Below are 21,838 nucleotides of genomic sequence, written 5' to 3' on the forward strand. Positions count from 1 at the left end.
CGTCTATTGAAGCGGGACACCTATTCCTTGACCGCCCCGATAAACGCGAGGTTCCCGCTCCGGCGGAATGAATTCCGTCGGCCTCACGTGCGGCCAACCGAAAGGAGCGGCCGGACGTGATAACCACCACCGGTGCGGTCTACGCCTGCCTCGGCATCGGCGTCCTGCTCGCCGCGGTGCTGCCCAGACTGCTCTTCCGCCTGCCGGTCTCCGTTCCGATGGTGTTCCTGGCGGCGGGTACGGCCACGTACCTGCTTCCGCTGCCTCTTCCCTCGGTGGACCCCGTCACGGACCGGATCTGGGTGGAGCACCTCACCGAACTGTGCGTCATCACTTCGCTGATGGGCGCGGGGCTGGCCATCAACCGCCCCTTCGGGTGGCGGCAGTGGTCCACCACCTGGCGGCTGCTCGGACTGGCCATGCCCCTGACGATCGGTGCCACCGCGCTCGCGGCCTGGTGGCTGCTCGACTGGCCGCTGTCCGTCGCCCTTCTGCTGGCCGCCGTGCTGGCACCGACGGACCCGGTACTCGCCTCGGAGGTGAGGGTCGGCGAACCGACGGACGCCGAGTACGACGAGGACGAGGTGCGCTTCGCGCTGACGAGCGAGGCCGGCCTCAATGACGGCCTCGCCTTCCCCTTCGTTCTGGCCGCCGTCGCGCTGGCGGCGGCGGGCGACGGCTGGTCCACGGGCTGGATCTCGCACTGGGTCCTGAGCGACGTCCTCCTCAGGATCGGCGTGGGCCTGGCAGTCGGCGTGGGCGCCGGCCTGCTGCTCGGGCGGATGGTCTTCCGCTCCGACACGCGATCCTTCCGGCTCTCCGAGAACGGCGGAGGCTTCGTGGCGCTGGGAGCGACGTTCGCCTCCTACGGCATCACCGAGTCCCTGCACGGCTACGGCTTCCTCGCCGTGTTCGTGACTGCCTGCACCCTGCGCAGGTTCGAGCACGGCCACGGCTATCACCAGGTCCTGCACGAGTTCACCGACCAGATCGAGAGGCTGCTGATGGCCGTCCTGCTCTTCGGAGTGGGCGCCTTCGTGTCCACGGGTGCCCTGAGCCACCTCACCTGGCGGGGCGCCGTCGTGGGCCTGCTCCTCCATCTGCTGATACGACCGGTGTCGGGGTGGTTCGCACAGTTCGGCGGGCGGGGCGGCCGAAAGGAGCGCCTGGTCACCGCGTTCTTCGGGATCCGCGGAATCGGATCCCTCTTCTATCTCGCCTACGCCTGCGGCAAGGGCGACTTCGGCACGTACCAGAACGAGATGTGGTCAGTGGTGGTCTTCACCATCCTGGTGTCGGTCCTCCTCCATGGCGCCTCCGCGCCCCCGGTGATCGCCCACCTCGACAGGCTGGGCGACAACGCGCCGCAGAGCCGGACCGGGTGACGCGCCATCGGTTCCCGACGACCGCTACGACGCCTCACCACGGGCAGGGGCCGGGACCGGCCGCCACGCCTTCATCCGCGTCGCGGGCTCAGACGTTCTCCCTCGGAACGCTCTCGTTCCAGGTGCGGGAGAAGACCCTGCGGCCTCCCTCGTAGCCGTCCAGCGTGGCATCGACGTGGAATGCGTGCTCGTCCGACGTCAGGGAGGTGCGCGTCTCCACCCGGATGTCCCACGCGGGGCGCCTGAACCGCATCGTCCACGCGGACTCGCCGCTCACCGAACCGAAGTCGTCCGCGACGGACGTGTACTTCTCGACGGCTCGCAGCCCGACCTCGATGCCGTTCTCCTCGTACCGCTGAAGGCCGCGGTCCTTGATGATGTCGAGCGAGGAGTGGTAGTCGACCAGATTCCTCGACACGTTCCAGGCCTGTTCGGGCTCGGTCAGCTGGGTCACGTCCGCCGGTGCGCAGCCCTCGGGCTCGCCGAAGGGCTGCGAGGTCTCGCCGTCCGGGGTGTCGGTGGGCCGGATCGGCAGGGTGAGGGAGCTGCCGTCCTCGTGGACGCTCAGGAGGGCGGGTTCGGGCGCCGGCCAGACCAGCGGCCAGTACGAGGTGGAGAGCGAGAGCCGGATGCGATGCCCGGCCGGGAAGACCTGGGCGACCCCGTTGAGGGGAATCCGCACGCGGTACACCCGGCCCGGTTCCAGCGGTTCCGGGCTGTCACCCGCCAGGTGCGCGGGGTTGAGCACCCCGTAGGTCACCCTGGTCGCCCGGCCGTCGGTCGCCACGTCGGAGAGCCGGACAGTGATCTGTGCCGTCTCCTTGGGCGAGGACACCAGGAGTTCCACGGCGGGCGCGCCGAGGATCTCCACGCGCTCGGTCAGCGGCTCGGTGTCGAAGACGAGTGAGCCGCCGTCCTCCTCGCGTTGGTCGTACGGCAGATCCGGTGGAGCGTTGTACGAGGCCCACTTCCCCGCGAACTGCCCGACCGAGAGCGGCGACTGCACCGTGTGGACCCGGCCCCCGGGTTCGCCTTCCTCCGATGACGCGGGTTCCTCGCCGGCGCGCACGATGGTGCGGTCACGCAGCGGGTGCGCCACCTCCTGGATGTGCGGCGAGGGCCAGCTCGGCTCCCCCACCCAGCGGCCCGGCCGCTCCTCGTAGGAGGTGGACGGCGGCACGCTCTCCTGCATCCAGGCGCGGATCATGGGTCCGTCCATCACGCCGTTGTCCACGCCCTTGAGCCAGTGGTCCCACCATCGGACCACCTCCTGCAGATAGCCGATGGCCGGTCCCGGCTCACCGAGGTGCGGCATCTTGTGCGACCAGGGCCCGATCAGGCCCTTGCGGGGCACCTGGACACGGCTCAGCAGCCGGGTGACGGCATTGGAGTACCCGTCCGCCCAGCCACTGGAGGCCAGCACGGGGCAACGCAGGTCCTGGTAGTTCTCGTTGAGCGAGGCATGGCGCCAGTACTCGTCGCGGTGCTGGTGGCGCAGCCATTCGAGAACCCAGGGGTGGGCGGACGCCAGCCGTTCGTGCCACATGTCCCGCCAGCGCTCACCGACCACGGCCGGATCGGGAGGGCAGGTGGCGTAGGCGAACATCGTCCCGGCCTCGGCCAGGTTGTCGGACAGCATGGCACCGCCGACATAGTGCATGTCGTCCGCGTACCTGTCGTCCGTGAAGGACGCGATGACGATGGCGCCCAGACTCGGGGGCTGCCGGGCGGCGACCTGGAGCGCGGCGAACGCGCCCCAGGAGATGCCCATCATTCCCGTGGTTCCGTCGCACCAGTGCCGCGCAGGTCAACGCGTACGCAGGCGTAGCCGTGCCCGGCGATGTAGGGGTGGTGGATCGCGTCGCGAGTGGAGGTCAGATCGTTCTTCCGGTACGGAATGGCCTCCAGGATCGCCGGTACCGGCTCCCGGTCGGAGGTGGTCGGGCGCCAGATCCTCGCTGACAGCCGGACCCCGTCCGACATCCTGATGGTGACGTGGTCCTCTCGCCCGACCTCATGGGGAAGCCGGTCGACGTATCGCATACCGATGGTGTGCTCCTTTCCTCTCCGGGGCCTCTTCACGACGTCTTCTGGTCCCGGCCGCCCGGGGCGGTGTCGTCGAACGTGAGGCCCAGCGCCGCGAGCTCCTCGGGGGTGGGCACCTGGTGCACCGTCCCCTCCCCGAACCACCTGTAGTACCACTTGGCGGCCACACCGTACGGGCCCTGTCCGCCGGGAAGGGCGGGGTCGTCTCCGAGTGCGAGGCTGATCATCCGGTGATGGTTGGGGGCGCCGTCGACGTAGTCGAACAGCTCCGCGTGGGACTGGGAGTGCCGAGGATTGATCTCCAGCAGGCTGATGTCACCGGTCTTGGGGTCATAGAAGTACTCGATGCTGAAGGTGGCGGAGTCCATGCCTATCTGTCGCATGGTCCGCTCGCTCACCTCGTGCAGTTTCCGGATCACCGACGTCGGCAGAGCGCTCGGGTACTGGTGACGCAGGAAGCAGGAGGAACCGGAGTAGTTGATCGAGTCGAGTACTCCGTAGACGGTCACCTCCCCGTCCTTCACATATCCCTCGACCGCCACCTGGATGCCGGTCATCGCTTCCTCTGCCAGACAGACCTGGCCGCCCACTCCCGCCATCTCCGGCGGAAGTTCCAGCAGCTCCAGCACCTCGTTGAACGGCCTTCCGACCCGGTCGATGCCCTCCCGGATCTTGTTCACGGCGGTGCGGAACTCCGCCATGTCCGAGACGCCGTAGGCCAGTTCCGACGAGTACGCGAGGGCGGGCTTGAGACACATGGGGAAGCCCACGCCTTCGGGCGGCTGAGGATCCGCGCTGTCCAGATCCACCATTGCGAAGTTCGGGTGTTCATCGATCACCTTCTGCTGTTCCAGCCGGCTCCAGTACTTGTGCTCACATTTGACGACGGACTCAAGGCTCGTGGTGCGCGTGCCGTACTCGCTGCCGAGCATCGGCACGAGCGTGCTCACGGGGAAGTCCCAGTAGCCGACGATCGCGTCGATGCTGCCCTCGTGCGCGTCCAGGATCTCGCGGGCACGGCTCATCAGGCCGGCCACCGAGACCTCGCCCTCCTGCAGCTCGCTGATGCTCAGCAGAGGATGGAACCGGTACGTATCGGCGTCGGGGACGGATTCCAGAGTCGGCAGATTCGCCTCGTCCAGGCCGAGTATGAAGATGTTCTTCCGCTGTACGGGCACGGCGTGGTCCTTTCGTGGGGTCCACGGCGCGTACCCACCGCACAGCTTCCAAACCGACCCGCCCGGCCACCGCCGTCGAGGCGGTCAGCCGGACATGGCGGGGATGATCTCGGCGCCGTAGGCGTCGATGGTGGCCTCGCGGGCGTCGTGCATGTTGTAGACGGCGAACTGGTCGACGCCCAGATCACGCAGGGCCCGGAGCTTCTCGATGTGCGCCGCCGGTGGCCCCAGCAGGCAGAACCGGTCGACGATCTCGTCCGGCACGAAGGTCGTGTCGGGGTTCCCGGCGCGGCCGTGGTGGCTGTAGTCGTAGCCCGCGCGTCCCGCGATGTACGCGGTCAGCGCCTCCGGGACGAGACCGGAGTGCTCGCCGTACCGGCTGACCAGATCGGCCACGTGGTTGCCGACCATGCCGCCGAACCAGCGGCACTGCTCGCGGGCGTGGTCGAGATCGTCGCCCACGTACGCGGGCGCGGCGACGCAGATGGTGACGGAATCGGGGTCACGGCCCGCCTCCGCGGCCGCCTCCCGGACCGCTTTGATCATCCATTCGGTGAGGAAGGGGTCCGCGAGCTGGAGGATGAAGCCGTCGGCCTTCCGCCCGGCCAGGGCGAGCGCCTTGGGTCCGTACGCGGCCATCCAGACGGGCAGCCGGCCGTCCTTGACCCAGGGGATCTGGATCGGCTGCCCGTCGACCACGGCCTCGCGCCCCTCCGCGAGGTCGCGGATGGCGTCCATCGCCTCGCCCAGCCTGGCCAGCGTGTTGGGGCTGCGGCCCGCCACCCTCATCGCGGAGTCGCCGCGGCCGATGCCGCAGACCGTCCGGTTGCCGTACATGTCGTTGAGGGTGGCGAACGTGGAGGCGGTGACCTCCCAGGTGCGGGTGGCGGGGTTGGTGACCATGGGCCCGACCACGAGCCGGTCGGTGTGTTCGAGGATGCGGCTGTAGATGACGAAGGGCTCCTGCCAGAGCACCGCCGAGTCGAACGTCCAGCCGTAGCGGAAACCGTTGCGCTCGGCGCGGCGCATCAGCCCGACGACGGCGGAGGCGGGCGGGTCGGTCTGCAGGACGAGTCCGAAGTCCATGCCGGATGCTCCTAGTTCAGGTACTGGCAGGTGGCGCGCGGGGTGTACATGCCGTGTCCGGCGCGGCCGGTGAAGGTGCGGCGGTCGATGACGACCTCACCGCGCGAGAGCACGGTCTCCACCTGTCCGGTGAGCCGCTTTCCCTCGTACGCCGAGTAGTCCACGTTCATGTGGTGGGTCTCGGCGGAGACGGTCTGTTCGGCGGCTGGGTCGTAGATGACGATGTCCGCGTCGGCCCCGGGCGCGATGGTGCCCTTCTTGGGGTAGAGGCCGAACATCCGGGCCGGTGAGGCGCAGGCGATCTCGATCCAGCGGCGGCGCGAGATGTGGCCGTCGACGACCGCCTGGTGCAGGAGGTCCATCCGGTTCTCGACGCCCGGCATGCCGTTGGGGATCTTCGAGAAGTCACCGCGGCCCATCTCCTTCTGCCCGGAGAAGCAGAAGGGGCAGTGGTCGGTGGAGACGACCTGGAGCTCGTTGTTCCGCAGGCCCCGCCAGAGCGCCTCCTGGTGCTCCCTGGGCCGCAGCGGTGTGGAGCAGACGTACTTGGCGCCCTCGAAGTCCGGCTCCGCGAGGTTGTCGGTGGAGAGGAAGAGGTACTGCGGGCAGGTCTCGCCGAAGACGGGCAGTCCCTTGTGGCGGGCTGCGGCGACCTCGGCGACGGCCTCGTCGGCGGAGACGTGCACGATGTACAGCGGGGCTCCCGCGACGCGGGCGAGCTGGATGGCGCGGTGGGTCGCCTCCGCCTCCAGCGCCACCTTGCGTACGTCTCCGTGGTAGCGCGGATCGGTGCGGCCCTCCGCGAGCGCCTGCTCGACCAGGACGTCGATGGCGATGCCGTTCTCCGCGTGCATCATGATCAGGCCGCCGTTGGACTCGGCCCGCTGCATGGCGCGCAGGATCTGGCCGTCGTCGCTGTAGAAGACGCCGGGGTAGGCCATGAACAGCTTGAAGGAGGTGACGCCCTCCGTCACCAGCAGGTCCATCTCCTTGAGCGAGGACGCGTTCACGTCCGCGAGGATCATGTGGAACGCGTAGTCGATGGCGCAGTTGCCGTCCGCCTTCGCGTACCAGGCGTCGAGCCCCTCGCGCAGGGAGCGCCCCACGGACTGGATGGCGAAGTCGACGATGGTGGTGGTGCCGCCCCAGGCCGCGGCGCGGGTGCCGGTCTCGAAGGTGTCGGCGGCGTAGGTGCCGCCGAACGGCATCTCCATGTGGGTGTGCGCGTCGACGCCGCCCGGGATGACGTATTTGCCGGTGGCGTCGATGGTCCGCTCTGCGGTCCAGCTCGCTGCGGCGTCGGTGCCGTGCGCGGCGAGGGCGGCGATGCGGCCGCCCTCGACGAGTACATCGGCGTGGATCTCGTCGGATGCGGTGACGACGAGGCCGCCGTGGATGACGGTGCGGCTCATGTACCCCTCCTCACTGTGGCGGAACGGGTCTACGCACGTAGACCCGTGCGTGGTGAAGAACGTAGAAGTGGGCTGCCCACTGTGGCAATACCGCTGCGGTCAACCGCTGAAGACGTTTCCGTTTCATCAGTCCGGCACCCCACCGGCCCAGCACGGTGCCCCGCGCCGGGCGCCGGACGGGCGAGTGGAGCGAGTCCGTGCGGGGGAACCCACCGGGCGGCGGGCGGCAGTTCGTCCCGGTTCCGGCAGCCGGTCGCCTAGCTTCGCTCCATGATCAGAAACGCAGTCATCGCCTCGGCCACCGCCCTCTGCGCCTTCCTCGCCGCCGCTCCCCCGTCCACCGGGGCTCCCGGCCCGTCCGACGGCTGGCAGCGGGTCGGCTCCGGCATCCTGGGCGGAGTGAGCGGCATGGCGCTCGTCGAGGGCGCGCCGGTGGCCCAGGACCTGGCCGACGCGGTTGTCGTACGGGACAACAAGGGGGACCACGAGAGCCGGGTGGCGACGCTGCGTCTGCGGCCCGGCCAGGCACCGGCCGTCCGCGAACTCCCCTGGCTCGGCGCGCTCCCCGCGGACCTGGAGGCGCTCGACGCCGTGCCCGGCCGCCCCGGTCACTACCTCGCCGTGGCCAGCAGGGGCGAGGCGTACCACATCGTCGTGGCGGACGGCCGGGCAGTGGCCCTGGGCGGCCCCGTCGCGCTGCCGGGCCGGCACGACGGGGACAACTACGAGAGTTTCGCGCTGTACCGCAACCGGACGGGCCGGACCTTCGCCGTATGGGCGACGCGCGGCAGCGGCCCCCGCGAGGCCGTCGTGAGCGCCGCGCCGGTTCGCGTCGGTGCGTACGGTCCGGAATTCGGCACCGTCACGGCCAGGCAGGAGTTCAGCGTGCCGTTCCCGAACGAGGACGAGGTCCGGCACGCCAGCGACCTGAAGATCCTCCCCGACGGCACCGTCATGGTGTCGTCGGCCTCTGATCCCAATGTGGACGACGGGCCGTTCGCCTCCGCCGTCTACGAAGCCGGCCGGCTCACCGTGAACGCGGCCCATGACGCGGTGCTGCGTCTGAAGCCCAGGAACGACCTCGTCCCGTTCGCCCTCTTCACCAAGCGGGACAACCGGAAGATCGAGGCCATCGCCTTCGCGCCGGGTGGGCAGGCCGTGTGGGGCACCGACGACGAGAACTACGGGGGCTCCGTGGAGTTCGGCCGCGTCGGGCGGTAGCCGGCGGTCCGGTGAGGGGCCACGGGGGGCGCCGGACCGGCGCCCCCTCACGGGATCACCCCGCCGCCCGCAGCACGTCGGCGAGGATCGCGGCGCCCTCCTCCGCCTCCGCGACGGAGAGCGAGAGGGGCGGGGCGATGCGCAGCACGCTGGTGTTGTGGCCGCCGCCCTTGCCGATGAGCAGGCCGCCCTCGCGGGCCGCCTCCAGGACGGCCGAGGCCGCTTCGGGGTTCGCCTCGTCCGTGCCGGGCTTCACCAGTTCGATGCCGATCATCAGGCCCCGGCCGCGTACCTCCCGGACCGACTCAGAACCGGCCGCGATCGCCCGCAGCCGCTCGGTGAGGAGTCCGCCGACCCGGCGGGCGTTGCCCTGGAGGTCGTGTTCGAGGAGGTACGAGAGGTTGGCGAGTCCGGCGGCCATGGTGACCGGCGAACCGCCGAACGTGGAGATGGAGTTGGCGTCCAGGCAGTTCATGACGTCGGCGCGGGCGATGACGCCGCCGATCGACATGCCGTTGCCGATGCCCTTGGCGAACGTGACGATGTCCGGCGGACCGTTCTCCGCGTGGGCCTGCCAGCCCCAGAAGTGCTCCCCGGTCCGCCCCCAGCCGGTCTGTACCTCGTCGGAGATCCACAGGATGCCGTGCCGGTCGAGGACTTCGCGGAACGCCGCGTACAGGCCGTCGGGCGGTGAGGTGAACCCGCCCACGCCCTGGATGGGCTCCGCGATCAGTGCGGCGGCGTCCCTGGTGTGGCCGAGCAGGTCCTCCAGGTCCGCCACGCAGGCCGCGATGAACTCCGCGTCGCCCAGGTGCGCGTACGGTCCCCGGTCGCGGACGCCCCCGTGCACGTACAGCGTCTGGAGCGGGGAGAGGGCGGTGGGCGACCAGGCGTGGTTGCCGGTGATGGACACGGCGGAGAACGACCGGCCGTGGTAGCTGTTGCGCATCGCGAGGATCTGGTTGGACCTGCGGTACGCGGTGGCGAGCAGCAGCGCCGTGTCATTGGCCTCGGTGCCCGAGGTGGTGAAGAAGACGCGGGCGTCCGGGATGCCGGAGAGGCTGACCACGCGCTCGGCGAGCTCGACCATAGGCCGGTTCAGGTAGAGCGTGGAGGAGTGGATGATCCGCCCGGCCTGCTCGGTGACCGCCTTGGTCACCTCGGGCAGCGCGTGGGCGGTCATGGTGGTGAGGATGCCGCCGAAGAAGTCGAGGTAGCGGTTGCCGTCCGCGTCCCAGACGTGGCGGCCCTCGCCGTGGGTGATCTCCAGCGGATGCCGGTAGTAGAGGGCCAGCCAGTCCGGGCTGACGGCGAGATGGCGGTGGTGCAGGCTGCTCACGGCTCGACCAGTCCCTCGTACGCGTCGGGGCGGCGGTCCCGGTAGAACGCCCACTGCTGACGGACCTCGTCGATCAGGCCGAAGTCGAGGTCTCGGACGAGCAGTTCCTCTTCCTTGTCACTGGCCACATCCCCGACGAACTGGCCCCGGGGGTCGACGAAGTAGCTGGTGCCGTAGAAGTCGTTGTCGCCGTACTCCTCCTGGCCGACGCGGTTGATCGCGGCGACGAAGTACTCGTTGGCGACGGCGGACGCGGGCTGTTCCAGCTGCCAGAGATAGCCGGACAGGCCCCGTGAGGTCGCGGACGGGTTGTACACCAACTGCGCCCCGTTGAGTCCGAGTTGCCGCCAGCCCTCGGGGAAGTGCCGGTCGTAGCAGATGTAGACGCCGACCTTGCCGACCGCGGTGTCGAAGACCGGCCAGCCGACGTTGCCGGGCTTGAAGTAGTACTTCTCCCAGAACCCCTTGACCTGCGGGATGTGGTGCTTGCGGTACTTGCCGAGGTACGAGCCGTCGGCGTCGATCACGGCGGCGGTGTTGTAGTAGAAACCGGACTGCTCGACCTCGAAGACCGGGACGACGATCACCATGCCGGTCTCCCGGGCCAGCTCCCGCATCCGCCGCACGGTCGGCCCCTCGGGCACGGCCTCGGCCCAGCGGTAGTGCTCGGGTTCCTGCACCTGGCAGAAGTAGGGGGCGTTGAACACCTCCTGGAATCCGATGATCTTCGCCCCCTGCCGGGCTGCCTCGCGGGCATGTTCCTCATGCTTGGCGATCATGGATTCGGTGTCGCCGGTCCAGGTCGCCTGGACGAGTGCGGCGCGTACGACGTGGGACATGAGCTGCTCCTTCGACGCGGCGTCAGAGAGCCTCTTGGCAGTTTCTACGCCCGTAGACACGTGCGTAGGAGGAGAACGTAAGCCCCGTCACACAGCGGGGCAAGACCATCGCCGTGAACCGGCGGAGTCGATCACGTTTCGCACCCGTGCGGTCCAGCCCGGGGAGCGCGCGGGAATCGGCCGGGTGGTCTACGAGCCGCACGCCCCCTAACCGATCCCCGCGACCCTCAGCGCGTGAACCACGTCCCGCTCCCGCGCCTGTGACACCCCCCGGGCCGCCGCCAGCAGCCGCGGTACGAGGCGGCGCGGATCGCTCTCCGCGACCCTGGCCGCGTCCTGCGGTGTCCGGACCCGGACGAAGGCCCCGAGCAGCGCCTGTGCCTGGGGGCCCCGGCCGGCCCGGTCGAGGGCGGTCACCGCGTCGGCGATCTCGGCGGCGGGACGCGCCACGCCCTGGCGCAGCAGCCGGTCGCAGTCCTCCGGCCGCCCCGCCTCCGACAGCGCGGCGGCCGCTGCCGCGAGTGCGGCCGGAGCCAACGAGGAGACCTCCCACAGCAGGATGGCCCAGTCCGCGTCGAGCCCCGCCCGCTGGAGCTCGGCCGCGAGTACCGGCAACCGCTCTGCGGGCCGGCCGGCCGCCTCGCAGAGCACCCCGTGCGCCTCCCCGCTGCGACCCTCCGTCCGCAGCCGGAGCAGCGCCGCGACGGTGTTCCGGGCGGCCTGCACCGCCTCGGGGTCCACGGGTGCCTGGGCGGGGCCCGCCTCCACGCCGGGCGCGCCGCCGAACCGGGCGCCGCGCGGCACGGCGGCCGCGACCGGTGGCACGGGCAGGACGGGCGCCACGGAGGCGGGGCTCTCCTCATCCACGTCCAGACCGGCGAACCGGGCCCCGCGGAGGCGTCTGCGCACGGGCGCGCCGGGGCTGGGGCCCGATGCGGGCGCGGCGGGATCCGGAGCGGGGGCGGCGGGATCGGGCGGGGCGGGCGCGGCAGCGGCGGGGCCCGGGGCGGTCGGCAGCGGCGGGGTTTCCGGGGCCGCGTCCCGTACCGCTGCCAGGCGTCGGCGCAGCTCCGCGCAGCGGGCCGTGGCGCGTTCGTGGTCGTCGTGGGCCCAGGCCGCCGCCTGGGCGTCCTGGGTGCCCGCCGCCCCGCCCTCGTGGACCGTACGCAGCCGTTGGGCGGCGTGTGCCTGCTCCCGCAGCATCAGCTCCAGCCGCTCCACGAGCTGCTGCCGCCCGCCGGGGCGCCGGTCGTGGGCGGCGGCCGAGGTGGCGTGGAGCTCGGCGGCCCGCACCGACTCCCGTCCGGCGAACACATCGCCGCGTACCGCCGCGAGATCCCCCAGGAGCGAATCCACCACATCCCAGGGCGGGATCTCGGCGCCCTCCAGACAGGCCCGCATCCCTTCCGGGTCCCGTTCGCAGAAGACGCCGTACCAGCCCCGGGCGGGATCGAGCAGCCGTGTCAGGTACCGCAGGTAGTGCGCGAAATCGCCCAGGGGCACCGCATGCTGATGCACTGTCATTTCCGCCTTCGGCCGCCGTCGGCTGGAACCTTCCAGTCCGCAGGCATTCGACCGCAGGCGTGTTACGGGACGGCTACGCGCTCTTTTCGGTCCGGGTGCGGGCCCGCCGAGCGTCCGGCGTTCAGAAGGTGACGGCGATCCCGGTGTGCGGCCGCTTGCCGAGCCGGAAGATCAGTGCCGGGTAGTCGAGCAGCCAGTACTTCCAGGTGTACTTGCGGCCGATGGCCTTGCGTACGGCGCTCATCTCCTTGCCGTCGACCAGCCGGCCGGTCCCCTCGGCGCTCGGGGCGCCCTCCGCGATCCGGCCGCGTACGTCACAGACGGTGACGAGGACGCGGGGGTCCTTGCGCAGCCGCTTGACCTTCCATGAATCGGCCTTGGTCCAGATGAGCAGTTCGTCCCCGGCGACGGCCGCCCAGACCGGGGTGGCGACGGGCGCGCCGTCCTTCCGGTACGTGGTGAGGCTGACGTACTCACTGCGCGCGAAATCCTGGAGACTCATGGCGCAACCTTACGCACCTCGCGCCCCGGTCCGCCGCACGGCCGGGAATCCCCAACAGCCCCCGCCCGTAGCGGGTTCGGTCACGGAACAGCCCTCAGCTCGCCAGCGGGACGACGGCCGGTTCCGGTGCGCAGCGCAGGAGCAGTTCGTCCATCGAGAGGCCGAGCGCACCGGCCAGCGCCGCGACGGTGAAGAAGGCGGGGGTGGGGGCGCGGCCGGTCTCGATCTTGCGGAGCGTCTCGGCCGAGATTCCGGCGCTGCGGGCGATGTCGACCATGCTGCGGCGGCCGCGCGCCTCGCGGAGCAGGCGGCCGAGCCGCTCGCCACGCAGGTGCTCTTCCGGGGTGAGGGGTGTCCGTACCATGCCGTCATTCTAATACCGCCCGAACCGGTATAGTAATTGGCATGGTGCAACTCAAGACGGACACGTCCATCGAAGCCATGCGTGAGGCCGGGCGGGTCGTGGCGCAGGTGCTCACAGCCGCCCGGGACGCGGCGGCACCGGGCGTCTCGCTGCGTGAACTCGACGAGGTGGCCCGCGACGTGCTGCGCGGGGCGGGCGCCGGATCCCCCTTCCTGAACTACCGGCCGGACTTCGCCCCGGTCCCGTTCCCCGGCGTGATCTGCACGTCCGTCAACGACGCGGTCGTGCACGGAATCCCGACGGACCTGCGGCTGTGCGACGGCGACCTGGTGAGCGTCGACGCGGGCGCCACGCTCGACGGCTGGGTGGGGGACTCGGCGATCAGCTTCACCGTCGGCCGCGCACGGCCCGCGGACACCCGGCTGATCGAGACGGCGTTCGCGGCGCTGGACGCGGGCATCGCGGCGGCCGTCGTCGGCAACCGGATCGGGGACATCTCACACGCGATCGGCCGGGTCTGCCGCACGGCCGGCTACGGCATCCTGGAGGGGTTCGGCGGTCACGGCGTGGGCCGATCCATGCACGAGGACCCGGGCGTCCCCAACGAGGGACGGCCGGGCCGCGGGATGCCGTTGCGGCACGGCATGGTGCTGGCCATCGAACCGATGCTGCTCGGCGGCGGCCTGGACACCTTCCGCACCGACCCGGACGGCTGGACGCTGCACACGTCCGACGGCAGCAGGGCCGCCCACGCCGAGCACACGGTGGCGATCACGGACGACGGCCCCAGGATCCTGACCGCCCCGTGACGACCGCCACAGGACGATCACGGGGGACGGCCCCGGACAGCGCCCTAGTTGTTCTGGAGGAACTCCTTCGCGAGCGCGTCCCCGGCGGTCACGGCGGCGTCATGGCTCTCGATCGGTGACACCTTCGAGTTCTTGAACAGGATGTACGTGACGCCGGACTCGGCGCCGCCGGTCTCCGGATCGGGGTCGATTCCGAGGGCCTTCGCCGTGGCGTACGAGGCCTCACCGATGATCTTGTCGGGGCCGGTGTCACCGACGACGGCGTACTCCACCTTGCCGCCGTAGATGACGGCGACGACGCCTCCGCCCTTGATCCCGGCACTGCTGTAGTTCCAGATGGAACTGCTGCTCGGCACGACCACGTACGGCAGCTTCTCGGCGCTCAGCGGCTTGTCGCCGGAGGTGTGGAACGCGGTGTCGTCCTGGAACCAGGGGTCGGTGTCCTCGTTGCAGGCGGTGGTCACCTGCCCGTCGCAGTCGATGTCCATGTCGGCCTTCCAGAACACCGCACCGTTCGCGCCGCAGACCGGCACCGTGGCCGAAGTCTCCTCGTCCGTGCGGTACTTGCCGTTCGAGATCTGCGAACAGGACGAGACCTTGGCCAGCAGCTCCGCCGCACCGACGGAGCCCTCCTTGATACCGGCGGAGGAGCCGTCGTGGGACAGCCGGGCGGTGTGGGCGGCGGGCGCCAGGCGCACCGTGCCCGGGTGCGCGTTCCGCGCTGCCGCGGGTGCGGCGGAGGGGGTGGGTGTCAGCGATCCGGCCGCGAGGAGTGCGGCGCCGGAGGCCGCGGCGAGGGCAAGCGCTTGCATACGCATGGTGGGGGTGCCCTTCTGTTAGGAAAGTTTCCTTACCGAGATGCCAAGATGCTCCCCCAGTCATGTTCGCGTCAAGACCCCCGGGGCCGGCCACCGCGGCTCTCGCGCGGTCGGCCGGCCTCCTGCGTACGGTTATTGACGACCCGTCATTGCCGCCCGGCGGGCCTCACCACCATCGCTGAACCGCCGCCCCGGCGCTCCGTCTCCGCAGCCGCGAGCCACCGCCCGTCCGGCAGCCGCTGCACACCCGTCGCCGCCCCGATCTCCGGATTCGGCGTGAAGACGTGCCCGAGCGCTTCGAGCCGCGCCCGCACCGGGCTGTTCCACAGCCCCGGTTCGAGCTCCGTCTTCGCGGCGTTGCGCTGACTGGCGCGGGGCGCCGCGATGGCGTCCACCAGCGGAAGCCCCCGGTCGACCTTGCCGATCAGCGACTGCAGCACGGTCGTGATGATCGTGGCGCCGCCCGGCGAGCCCAGGGCCAGTACGGGCTGTCCGTGCTTGAGCACGATGGTCGGCGAGATCGACGACCTGGGCCGCTTGCCCGGACCCGGCAGGTTCGGGTCGTGGACGGCCGGGTCCGCGGGCGCGAACGAGAAGTCCGTCAGCTCGTTGTTGAGCAGGAACCCGCGCCCCGGCACCGTCATGCCGCTGCCGCCGGTCTGCTCGATCGTCAGGGTGTACGCGACGACGTTGCCCCACTTGTCGGCGGTCGTCAGGTGAGTGGTGTTCTCCCCTTCGTACGTCGTCGGCGCGGCCTTGCCGCCCCTGGCACAATCGGCCGGATGGCGGGGGTCGCCCGGCGCGAGCGGGCTGGTCAGCACCGCGTCGTCCTTGATCAGGCACTCCCGCGAGTCGGCGAACCGCTGGCTGAGCAGCTCCTTCGTCGGAACGTCCTCGAACTTCGGGTCGCCGACCCAGCGGCCCCGGTCGGCGAACGCGATCCGGCTCGCCTCGATGTAGCGGTGCAGGTACTGCGTCTCGCTCGCCTTCGAGAGGTCGGTCGGCTCAAGGATGTTCAGCGCCTCGCCCACCGTCGTACCACCGGAGGAGGACGGCGCCATGCCGTACACGTCGAGCCCCCGGTAGCCGGTCTTCGTCGGGGCCTGGCGCAGCGCCCGGTAGGAGCGCAGGTCCTTGGTGGTCAGATCGCCCGGCCGCACCACCCGGGACGAGCTGGGGTCGACGGGCGGATTGCGTACCGTCCGCACGACGTCCTCGGCCAGCTTGCCCCGGTAGATCTCGTCGAGCCCCTTGCGGCCGACCTCGTCATAGGTGCGGGCCAGGTCGGGGTTCTTGAACACCGATCCGACCACCGGAAGCCGGCCGCCGGGCAGGAAGAGCTTCCGGGTCGCCGGGAAGTCCGCGAACCTGGCCTGATTGCCCTCCGTCTGGGACCGGAACGTGTCGTCCACGACGAAGCCGTCCCGGGCGAGGCGCTCGGCCGGCTTCAGCACCTGCCGGAGCGACTTGCTGCCCCAGGTGTCGAGTGCGGTCTGCCAGGTGGCCGGGGTGCCGGGCGTGCCGACGCCGAGTCCGCTGGTGACGGCGTCGCCGAAGGCGAGCGGCTTCCCGTTCTCCAGGAACAGCGAGGAGTCCGCGCTGTGCGGTGCGGTCTCCCGGCCGTCGATGGTCTGCACGGTCCGGGTCCTGGCGTCGTAGCGGACGAAGTAGCCGCCACCGCCCAGCCCTGCCGAGTAGGGCTCGGTCACCCCGAGCGCCGCCGCGGTCGCCACCGCCGCGTCCACCGCGTTGCCGCCCTTGCGGAGCACCTCGATACCGGCGGCGGTCGCGTCGGCGTCGACGCTGGAGACCGCTCCCCCGTACCCGGCTGCGACGGGGGACTTGGCCGTCGGCGCGGCCGGTGGCGCGGATGAGGACGGGGCGGCCGCCCCGATCGAGACAACCGCGGCCAGAACACCTAACAACGACACATTCCGCGCGACGGAACGTCGCATGCGCACCTCCAGTGCAGGATCGTCCGCGCAGGGTAGCGCTGCCCCGGCCGCCCCGTCAGGACCGCCTCGAACTTGAGGCCGAATGCGCGCCGACATGCCCGCCCGTGACTGACGGCGTACGCGACACGGCGCCGGGCGTGCTGACCGTCGGCCTCCCCCGTACCGGGGGCGGGCCCGTACCGCGCACTCGTGCCGCACTCGGCGCTGGGGCCAGTGCGCTGTTCCGCGCCGAGCGGCGCCCTCCTGTCGAAACGCACACCGCGCGCTCGCTCGGTCAAGTGAATGCGCAGGCCAGCAAGTTGCAGCTCATGTGACGTGGGCACATTCCAATCAGCGGTTCCCACCGTCGAGAGGGAGAGTGATGACGAGCCACGCAACTGAGGTCGGGCTGGCAAGCCTTCTCCGCGAAGCGCTGCACGCGACGGACACCATGGCACGCTGGACGGCCGATGCGGACGAGATGTGGTGCCGTGTCGTGCCGTGGTCGGGGAGCCGGCGCGCCCAGGGCTGGAAGCTCCATGTGTCGGCGACGGTGGCCTCCGCGCCCGCCGTCCTCGCGAAGTCCCTGGACGTGCTGTTGCGCGACGAGTCGGCGTTCAAGTTCGCCCGGTCGCTCGACCAGGTGAGTGCGCTCAACTCCCGTTCCACGCCGCGCGGAAGCTCGGGAAAGTTCATCACCGTCTACCCGCGCTCCGACGGCGACGCGACCCGGCTCGCCCAGGAGCTGCACCGGGTCACGGCAGGGCTGACCGGCCCGCGCATCCTGTCGGACCGGCCGTACGCCGCGGACAGCCTGGTGCACTACCGGTACGGCGCCTTCGCCGGACGGCAGCGGCTGTCGGAGGCGGGGCTGCTGGTCTGGTGCATCGAGGACCCCGACGGAAACCCCGTGGAGGACGAGCGCACCGGCCATTACGCTCCGCCCTCCTGGGCGGCCTGCCCCTTCCCCGCCTCGGTGCCGGAACCGCCGCGCACGGCGGAAGCGGCGGGCGAACCGGTGCTGCTCGGCGGCCGTTTCGCGGTACGTGAGGCGATCCGGCAGACCAATAAGGGCGGCGTCTACCGGGGAACCGATGTCACCACCGGCTCCCCCGTGGTGATCAAGGAGACCCGGCCGCACGTGGAGGCCGACGCCTCCGGCCGCGACGTCCGCGACTGGCTGCGCGCCGAGGCCCGCGCGCTGGAGAAGCTCGCCGGCACCGGGCTGGCACCGGAGGCCCTGGCGCTCTTCGAGCACGGCCGGCATCTGTTCCTGGCCCAGAGCGAAGTCCCGGGTGTCCCCCTGCGGGTCTGGGTCGCCGAGCACTTCCGTGATGCCGGCAGCGAGCGCTACCGCGTCGACGCCCTGGCCCAGGTGGCACGGCTGGTGGAACTGGTCGAAGCGGCGCACGCCCACGGCTGCGTCCTGCGGGACTTCACCCCGGGCAACGTCATGGTCCGGCCCGACGGCGAGTTGCGCCTGATCGACCTCGAACTCGCCGTCGTCGCGGACGGCTCCGCGCTGCCCACCCGGGTCGGAACCCCGGGCTTCAGCGCCCCCGAACGCCTGGCCGACGCGCCCGTCGCCACGACGGCCGACTACTACAGCCTCGGCGCCACGATCTGCTTCGTCCTGGCCGGGAAGGTCCCGAACCTGCTGCCGGAGGAGCCTGCCGCCAGGTCCGACCAGGAACGGCTCGCCGGATGGCTGACCGCCTGCGCCGAATCCCTTCAACTGCCCGATGTGCTGGTGGACATGGTCCTGGGCCTGATGCGGGACGTGCCCGCCGAGCGCTGGGATCCCGCCCTGGCACGTGAGGCGCTCCAGCAGGCCGGTGCCCCGGCCCGCCCCGGGCCCCACGCGGCGGCCCGCACGATCCGTACCGCGCTCACCACCTGGACGGGCTCCCCGCAGGACACGGTGACCGGGCTCGTGGACCACCTCGTGGAGTCGATGACACCGGTGGACGACCGGCGGCTCTGGCCGGTCTCCACCAAGGCCGGAGAGACCGACCCCTGCACCGTTCAGCAGGGCGCGGCCGGTGTCCTGGCCGTCCTGACCCGGTACTGCGAACACGTCAAGGACCCCCGCGTCCCCGCGCTGCTCGCCACCGCGGGCCACTGGATCGCGGACCGCACCGACACCCGCTCCACCCGCCCCGGCCTGCACTTCGGCGGCCGCGGCACCGCCTGGGCGCTGTACGACGCAGGGCGTGCCATTGACGACCGGGCCCTTGTCGACCACGCGCTGGCACTGGCGCTGGCTCCGCAGGAACCGACCCTTCACCACGACATCACCCACGGCACCGCGGGCAGCGGCATGGCCGCCCTCCACTTCTGGCACCGCAGCGGGGACCCGCGCTTCGCCGAACTGGCCGTCGACGCGGCCGACCGGCTGGTCCGCGCGGCACGGCGCGAGCCGTCCGGGGTGAGCTGGGCGATCCCTGCGGAGGCCCTCTCCGGAGAGGCCGGCAAGCGTTATCTGGGCTTCGCCCACGGCTCGGCCGGCATCGGCTGCTTCCTGCTCTCCGCCGCACTCGTCTCGCGGCGCCCCGAGCACCTGGACCTGGCCGTGGAGGTCGGCGAGCATCTGGCGGCCAACGCCGTCCTCGTCGGCCGGGCCGCCCAGTGGCCCGCCCAGGCCGGGGACGTGCCCACGGCACCGTACTGGTGCCACGGAGCGGCGGGCATCGGTACCTTCCTCGTCCGCCTGTGGCAGGTCACCGGGGACCAGAGGTTCGGTGACCTCGCCCGTGGCAGCGCGCGGTCCGTGATGGAACGCGCCTCCCGCGCCCCTCTCAGCCAGTGCCACGGGCTGGCGGGCAACGGTGACTTCCTGCTCGACATGGCCGTCGCCACGGGCGACCCCGACTACCGCGCGAAGGCCGAGGAGCTGGCCCGCCTCATCGCCGCGGAGGGGGCCCGCCGCCAGGGACACATGGTCTTCCCCAACGAGTACGGGGACGTCTCGACCAGTTGGAGCGACGGGTCCGCCGGGACCCTGGCCTTCCTCCTGCGGATCCACCACACAGACCTCCGGCACTGGATGGTCCAGTTGCCGGACTGAGCGGCAGGAACCCTGCCGCTCACCCCTCAGAGAAGAAGGAGAATCCCATGGAAATCCAGGACCTCGAACTGCTGGCGCACCTCCACGCCCTTCCCGAGACGGACCCGGTCGGCGTCGACGGAGCGTCGTTCTCCGGGACGTGTGAGTGCGTCGGTCTGCTGACCGTGCTGAACACGGTGTGTATCGGCATCAGCTGCGCCTAGGCGTGGTAGCACCACCCGGCCGGCATGGCTGTCCCGGGACAGCCGCCGGCCGGATCAGCGTCTGGACCATGCCTGGTTCGCGGGGGTCGAGACGAGAATCCCAAGAGGAGGGCCGGACCACATGCAGCTTCACGCCGGTGATGACGATCTCTCCAGAGCAGCCCTCATGACAACCACCCGCACCGGTCCGGAGGTCACCCGCCCCGTTCCGGTACCGGGCCCCGGTCCCGTGTACGCGATCAGGACGCGGGGTCTGGCCAAGAGCTACCCCGGGCCGGACGGCACCACCACCCACGCGGTGCGCGAACTGGACCTGGACGTGGAGGAAGGGGAGACCTTCGCCTTCCTCGGCCCCAACGGCGCCGGGAAGTCCACCACGATCGCCATGCTGTGCGCCCTGACCCGTCCCACCGCCGGTGACGCCACCGTCGCCGGAGCCGATGTGCGCACCCAGGCCCATCAACTGCGGCGCCAGGTCGGCATGCTGTTCCAGCACAGCGCTCTGGACCCCGACCTGACGGCCGAGCAGAATCTGCGCATCCACGCACGCCTCTACGGGCTGAGACGGGACGTAGCGCGCCGCCGCGCCGCAGAGGTGCTCGCGACGGCCGGGCTGACCGACCGGCGCCGCTCCCCCGTGAGCACCTTGTCCGGCGGTATGCGCCGCCGCCTGGAGATCGCCCGTCAGTTGCTGCACGCTCCCGCCGTGCTGTTCCTGGACGAGCCGACCACCGGCCTCGACCCGCACGCCCGTGCGCAGATCTGGGAGCATCTGCTCGCCCTGCGCGAGCGGCACGGCAGCACGCTCTTCGTCACGACGCACTACCTCGAAGAGGCGGAGAACTGCGACCGCATCGCCATCATCGACCACGGCGGACTGGTGGCGCAGGGCTCTCCGCTCGCGCTGAAGGTCGCGATCGGGGACGACCGGGTCGTGCTGCGCACCAGCGAGGACGCCACGGCGCACCGGATCGTCCGCCGGAGCGCGCCGCCGGGACACTCCGTCACGGTGGACGCGGACGGCGTCTGCCTCCGGGTCCCCGAGGGCAGCTCCTGGATTCCCCGCCTGTGCGCGGAGCTGGCGGGCCACGGCATCGCCGTACACGCCGCGTCGGCGACCCCGCCCACGCTCGACGACGTCTTCTTCCACCACACCGGCCGCAGCATCCACACCACGCGCCCCGGCCAGTCGTCCGCCACTGCCGGCCCGTCCGAAGCGGCGGCGGAATCCGGCGGCGGCCAATGACCACGCTCCCCCTGCGCCCTTCCGCGACCGCCCCGGGCACCGAACGGGTGAGCCGCTCTCGGCACGAACTCCGCGCGGTGCACGGTCTGGTCTACCGCGATCTGCTCCGCCTGACCGGCCAGCGCGCCCATGTCGCGCTGATGCTGCTCCACCCGGTGCTGTACCTCCTCGTCCTCGGAGGCGGGCTGAACACCCTCATCCCCACCGCGTCCCTGGGCGTCGGCTACCAGACGTACCTCTTCCCCGGCATGCTGATGATGACGGTGCAGACACCGGCCATCATGGTCGGCATCCGCCTGATCCTCGACCGCCAGAGCGGCTACCTCCGCGAACTCCTGATGGCCCCGGTCCGCCGCTCGACCCTCCTCCTGGGCAACTGTGCCGGTGGAACGCTGGTCGCCACGGTCCAGGGCGCCGTACTGCTCGGGCTGGCCGGCCTGGTCGGGCTGCCCTACGACCCGCTCCTGTTGGTGCTGCTGCTCGGCGGGATGATCCTGATCTCGTTCACCATCACCTCGCTCGCCCTGGCCCTGGCCGTGAGCCTCCGCAGGGCCGAGACGTTCCACACGCTGCTCGGCGTGGTGATGACCCCGCTCCTCTTCCTCTCCGGCGGATTCTTCCCGCTCCAGTCCCTGCCCTCCTGGACCCACACCCTGGCCGCCGCCAACCCGCTGGCCTACGGAGTGGACCTGCTGCGCCGCTGCATCGCCCTGCGGGCACCGGGCCGGGCGGCCGTCGGCGGGATCGACTGGGCCGGGCGGCAGCCCTCTCTCCTGCTCGAAGCCGTCCTGCTCCTCGCCTGCGGTGCGGGGGCTCTGCTGTGGGCCGGTCACCGCTTCAACCGCCTGGAGTAGCCCCGTAGTCC

Annotated in this window: 17 protein-coding genes and 1 pseudogene; 7 read left to right on the forward strand and 11 right to left on the reverse strand. The window is 71.1% G+C overall.

Annotated features, from left to right (window positions below; all coding sequences use genetic code 11):
* The first annotated feature begins 119 nt into the window (after nt 1-119).
* Complete coding sequence (locus RLT59_RS05015) at nt 120-1,385, forward strand: cation:proton antiporter (protein ID WP_311307619.1); 1,266 nt, start codon at nt 120-122, stop codon at nt 1,383-1,385.
* An 88-nt stretch (nt 1,386-1,473) separates the two neighbouring features.
* Here the strand turns inward: RLT59_RS05015 and RLT59_RS05020 are convergent.
* From RLT59_RS05020 to hydA, 4 genes and pseudogenes are all read right to left on the reverse strand, one after another.
* Nucleotides 1,474-3,428 (reverse strand): annotated as a pseudogene (locus tag RLT59_RS05020) (CocE/NonD family hydrolase).
* A 35-nt stretch (nt 3,429-3,463) separates the two neighbouring features.
* Complete coding sequence (locus RLT59_RS05025; RefSeq protein WP_311302249.1) at nt 3,464-4,609, reverse strand: ATP-grasp domain-containing protein; 1,146 nt, start codon at nt 4,607-4,609, stop codon at nt 3,464-3,466.
* Nucleotides 4,610-4,693: 84 nt separating this feature from the next.
* A complete protein-coding gene (locus tag RLT59_RS05030) occupies nt 4,694-5,695 on the reverse strand; it encodes a TIGR03842 family LLM class F420-dependent oxidoreductase (protein ID WP_311302250.1) in 1,002 nt (333 codons plus the stop codon).
* A gap of 11 nt (nt 5,696-5,706) precedes the next feature.
* Nucleotides 5,707-7,107, reverse strand: coding sequence for a dihydropyrimidinase (gene hydA / locus RLT59_RS05035; RefSeq protein ID WP_311302251.1), 1,401 nt, complete (start codon nt 7,105-7,107; stop codon nt 5,707-5,709).
* A 270-nt stretch (nt 7,108-7,377) separates the two neighbouring features.
* Here hydA and RLT59_RS05040 point away from each other — a divergent pair, with 270 nt between their 5' ends.
* Complete coding sequence (locus RLT59_RS05040; RefSeq protein ID WP_311302252.1) at nt 7,378-8,328, forward strand: hypothetical protein; 951 nt, start codon at nt 7,378-7,380, stop codon at nt 8,326-8,328.
* A gap of 55 nt (nt 8,329-8,383) precedes the next feature.
* Here the strand turns inward: RLT59_RS05040 and RLT59_RS05045 are convergent, their stop codons facing one another.
* The 5 genes from RLT59_RS05045 to RLT59_RS05065 form a co-directional block, all read right to left on the reverse strand.
* Complete coding sequence (locus RLT59_RS05045; RefSeq protein ID WP_311302253.1) at nt 8,384-9,667, reverse strand: aspartate aminotransferase family protein; 1,284 nt, start codon at nt 9,665-9,667, stop codon at nt 8,384-8,386.
* Complete coding sequence (locus RLT59_RS05050) at nt 9,664-10,506, reverse strand: nitrilase-related carbon-nitrogen hydrolase (protein ID WP_311302254.1); 843 nt, start codon at nt 10,504-10,506, stop codon at nt 9,664-9,666. The genes RLT59_RS05045 and RLT59_RS05050 overlap by 4 nt, the downstream gene beginning before the upstream one ends.
* A 207-nt stretch (nt 10,507-10,713) precedes the next feature.
* Nucleotides 10,714-12,030, reverse strand: coding sequence for a hypothetical protein (locus RLT59_RS05055; RefSeq protein ID WP_311302255.1), 1,317 nt, complete (start codon nt 12,028-12,030; stop codon nt 10,714-10,716).
* A 121-nt stretch (nt 12,031-12,151) separates the two neighbouring features.
* Nucleotides 12,152-12,532, reverse strand: coding sequence for a PPOX class F420-dependent oxidoreductase (locus RLT59_RS05060; RefSeq protein WP_311302256.1), 381 nt, complete (start codon nt 12,530-12,532; stop codon nt 12,152-12,154).
* A 94-nt stretch (nt 12,533-12,626) separates the two neighbouring features.
* Complete coding sequence (locus RLT59_RS05065; RefSeq protein ID WP_311302257.1) at nt 12,627-12,896, reverse strand: helix-turn-helix domain-containing protein; 270 nt, start codon at nt 12,894-12,896, stop codon at nt 12,627-12,629.
* A 41-nt stretch (nt 12,897-12,937) separates the two neighbouring features.
* Between RLT59_RS05065 and map the strand changes: the two genes are divergently transcribed.
* A complete protein-coding gene (gene map, locus RLT59_RS05070; RefSeq protein WP_311302258.1) occupies nt 12,938-13,705 on the forward strand; it encodes a type I methionyl aminopeptidase in 768 nt (255 codons plus the stop codon).
* A 44-nt stretch (nt 13,706-13,749) separates the two neighbouring features.
* Here map and RLT59_RS05075 read toward each other — a convergent pair whose 3' ends face one another.
* Together RLT59_RS05075 and ggt are read right to left on the reverse strand one after the other, a co-directional pair.
* Nucleotides 13,750-14,523 carry a glycoside hydrolase family 75 protein gene (locus RLT59_RS05075; RefSeq protein WP_311302259.1) on the reverse strand — a complete coding sequence of 258 codons (774 nt, stop codon included), beginning with the start codon at nt 14,521-14,523 and terminating at the stop codon, nt 13,750-13,752.
* Between the two features lie 146 nt (nt 14,524-14,669).
* The gene (gene ggt, locus RLT59_RS05080; RefSeq protein WP_311302260.1) at nt 14,670-16,478 is read right to left on the reverse strand and encodes a gamma-glutamyltransferase; all 1,809 of its coding nucleotides are present in this window, start codon (nt 16,476-16,478) and stop codon (nt 14,670-14,672) included.
* A 361-nt stretch (nt 16,479-16,839) separates the two neighbouring features.
* Here ggt and lanL point away from each other — a divergent pair, with 361 nt between their 5' ends.
* From lanL to RLT59_RS05100, 4 genes are all read left to right on the forward strand, one after another.
* Entirely contained in the window at nt 16,840-19,524 is a 2,685-nt protein-coding gene (gene lanL, locus RLT59_RS05085; protein ID WP_311302261.1) for a class IV lanthionine synthetase LanL, read from the forward strand.
* Nucleotides 19,525-19,571: 47 nt separating this feature from the next.
* Nucleotides 19,572-19,727: a VenA family class IV lanthipeptide gene (locus RLT59_RS05090; RefSeq protein ID WP_311302262.1), complete on the forward strand. Its 156-nt coding sequence runs from the start codon at nt 19,572-19,574 to the stop codon at nt 19,725-19,727.
* Nucleotides 19,728-19,848: 121 nt separating this feature from the next.
* Nucleotides 19,849-20,973, forward strand: coding sequence for an ABC transporter ATP-binding protein (locus RLT59_RS05095; protein WP_311302263.1), 1,125 nt, complete (start codon nt 19,849-19,851; stop codon nt 20,971-20,973).
* Nucleotides 20,970-21,827 (forward strand): ABC transporter permease, encoded by an 858-nt coding sequence (locus RLT59_RS05100; RefSeq protein ID WP_311302264.1) that lies wholly within the window; start codon nt 20,970-20,972, stop codon nt 21,825-21,827. The genes RLT59_RS05095 and RLT59_RS05100 overlap by 4 nt, the downstream gene beginning before the upstream one ends.
* Nucleotides 21,828-21,838: the final 11 nt, after the last annotated feature.

It is taken from the genome of Streptomyces sp. ITFR-6 (assembly GCF_031844725.1).
GTDB lineage: Bacteria > Actinomycetota > Actinomycetes > Streptomycetales > Streptomycetaceae > Streptomyces.

What these genes read in the sequence shown, in the direction of transcription:
- RLT59_RS05090 (WP_311302262.1), top strand. Translation starts at nt 19,572, where the DNA reads ATGGAAATCCAGGACCTCGAACTGCTGGCGCACCTCCACGCCCTTCCC.
- RLT59_RS05075 (WP_311302259.1), bottom strand. Translation starts at nt 14,523, where the DNA reads ATGCGTATGCAAGCGCTTGCCCTCGCCGCGGCCTCCGGCGCCGCACTC.
- lanL (WP_311302261.1), top strand. Translation starts at nt 16,840, where the DNA reads ATGACGAGCCACGCAACTGAGGTCGGGCTGGCAAGCCTTCTCCGCGAA.
- ggt (WP_311302260.1), bottom strand. Translation starts at nt 16,478, where the DNA reads ATGCGACGTTCCGTCGCGCGGAATGTGTCGTTGTTAGGTGTTCTGGCC.
- RLT59_RS05030 (WP_311302250.1), bottom strand. Translation starts at nt 5,695, where the DNA reads ATGGACTTCGGACTCGTCCTGCAGACCGACCCGCCCGCCTCCGCCGTC.
- RLT59_RS05095 (WP_311302263.1), top strand. Translation starts at nt 19,849, where the DNA reads ATGCAGCTTCACGCCGGTGATGACGATCTCTCCAGAGCAGCCCTCATG.
- RLT59_RS05100 (WP_311302264.1), top strand. Translation starts at nt 20,970, where the DNA reads ATGACCACGCTCCCCCTGCGCCCTTCCGCGACCGCCCCGGGCACCGAA.
- map (WP_311302258.1), top strand. Translation starts at nt 12,938, where the DNA reads ATGGTGCAACTCAAGACGGACACGTCCATCGAAGCCATGCGTGAGGCC.
- RLT59_RS05040 (WP_311302252.1), top strand. Translation starts at nt 7,378, where the DNA reads ATGATCAGAAACGCAGTCATCGCCTCGGCCACCGCCCTCTGCGCCTTC.
- RLT59_RS05065 (WP_311302257.1), bottom strand. Translation starts at nt 12,896, where the DNA reads ATGGTACGGACACCCCTCACCCCGGAAGAGCACCTGCGTGGCGAGCGG.
- RLT59_RS05060 (WP_311302256.1), bottom strand. Translation starts at nt 12,532, where the DNA reads ATGAGTCTCCAGGATTTCGCGCGCAGTGAGTACGTCAGCCTCACCACG.
- RLT59_RS05055 (WP_311302255.1), bottom strand. Translation starts at nt 12,030, where the DNA reads ATGACAGTGCATCAGCATGCGGTGCCCCTGGGCGATTTCGCGCACTAC.
- hydA (WP_311302251.1), bottom strand. Translation starts at nt 7,107, where the DNA reads ATGAGCCGCACCGTCATCCACGGCGGCCTCGTCGTCACCGCATCCGAC.
- RLT59_RS05050 (WP_311302254.1), bottom strand. Translation starts at nt 10,506, where the DNA reads ATGTCCCACGTCGTACGCGCCGCACTCGTCCAGGCGACCTGGACCGGC.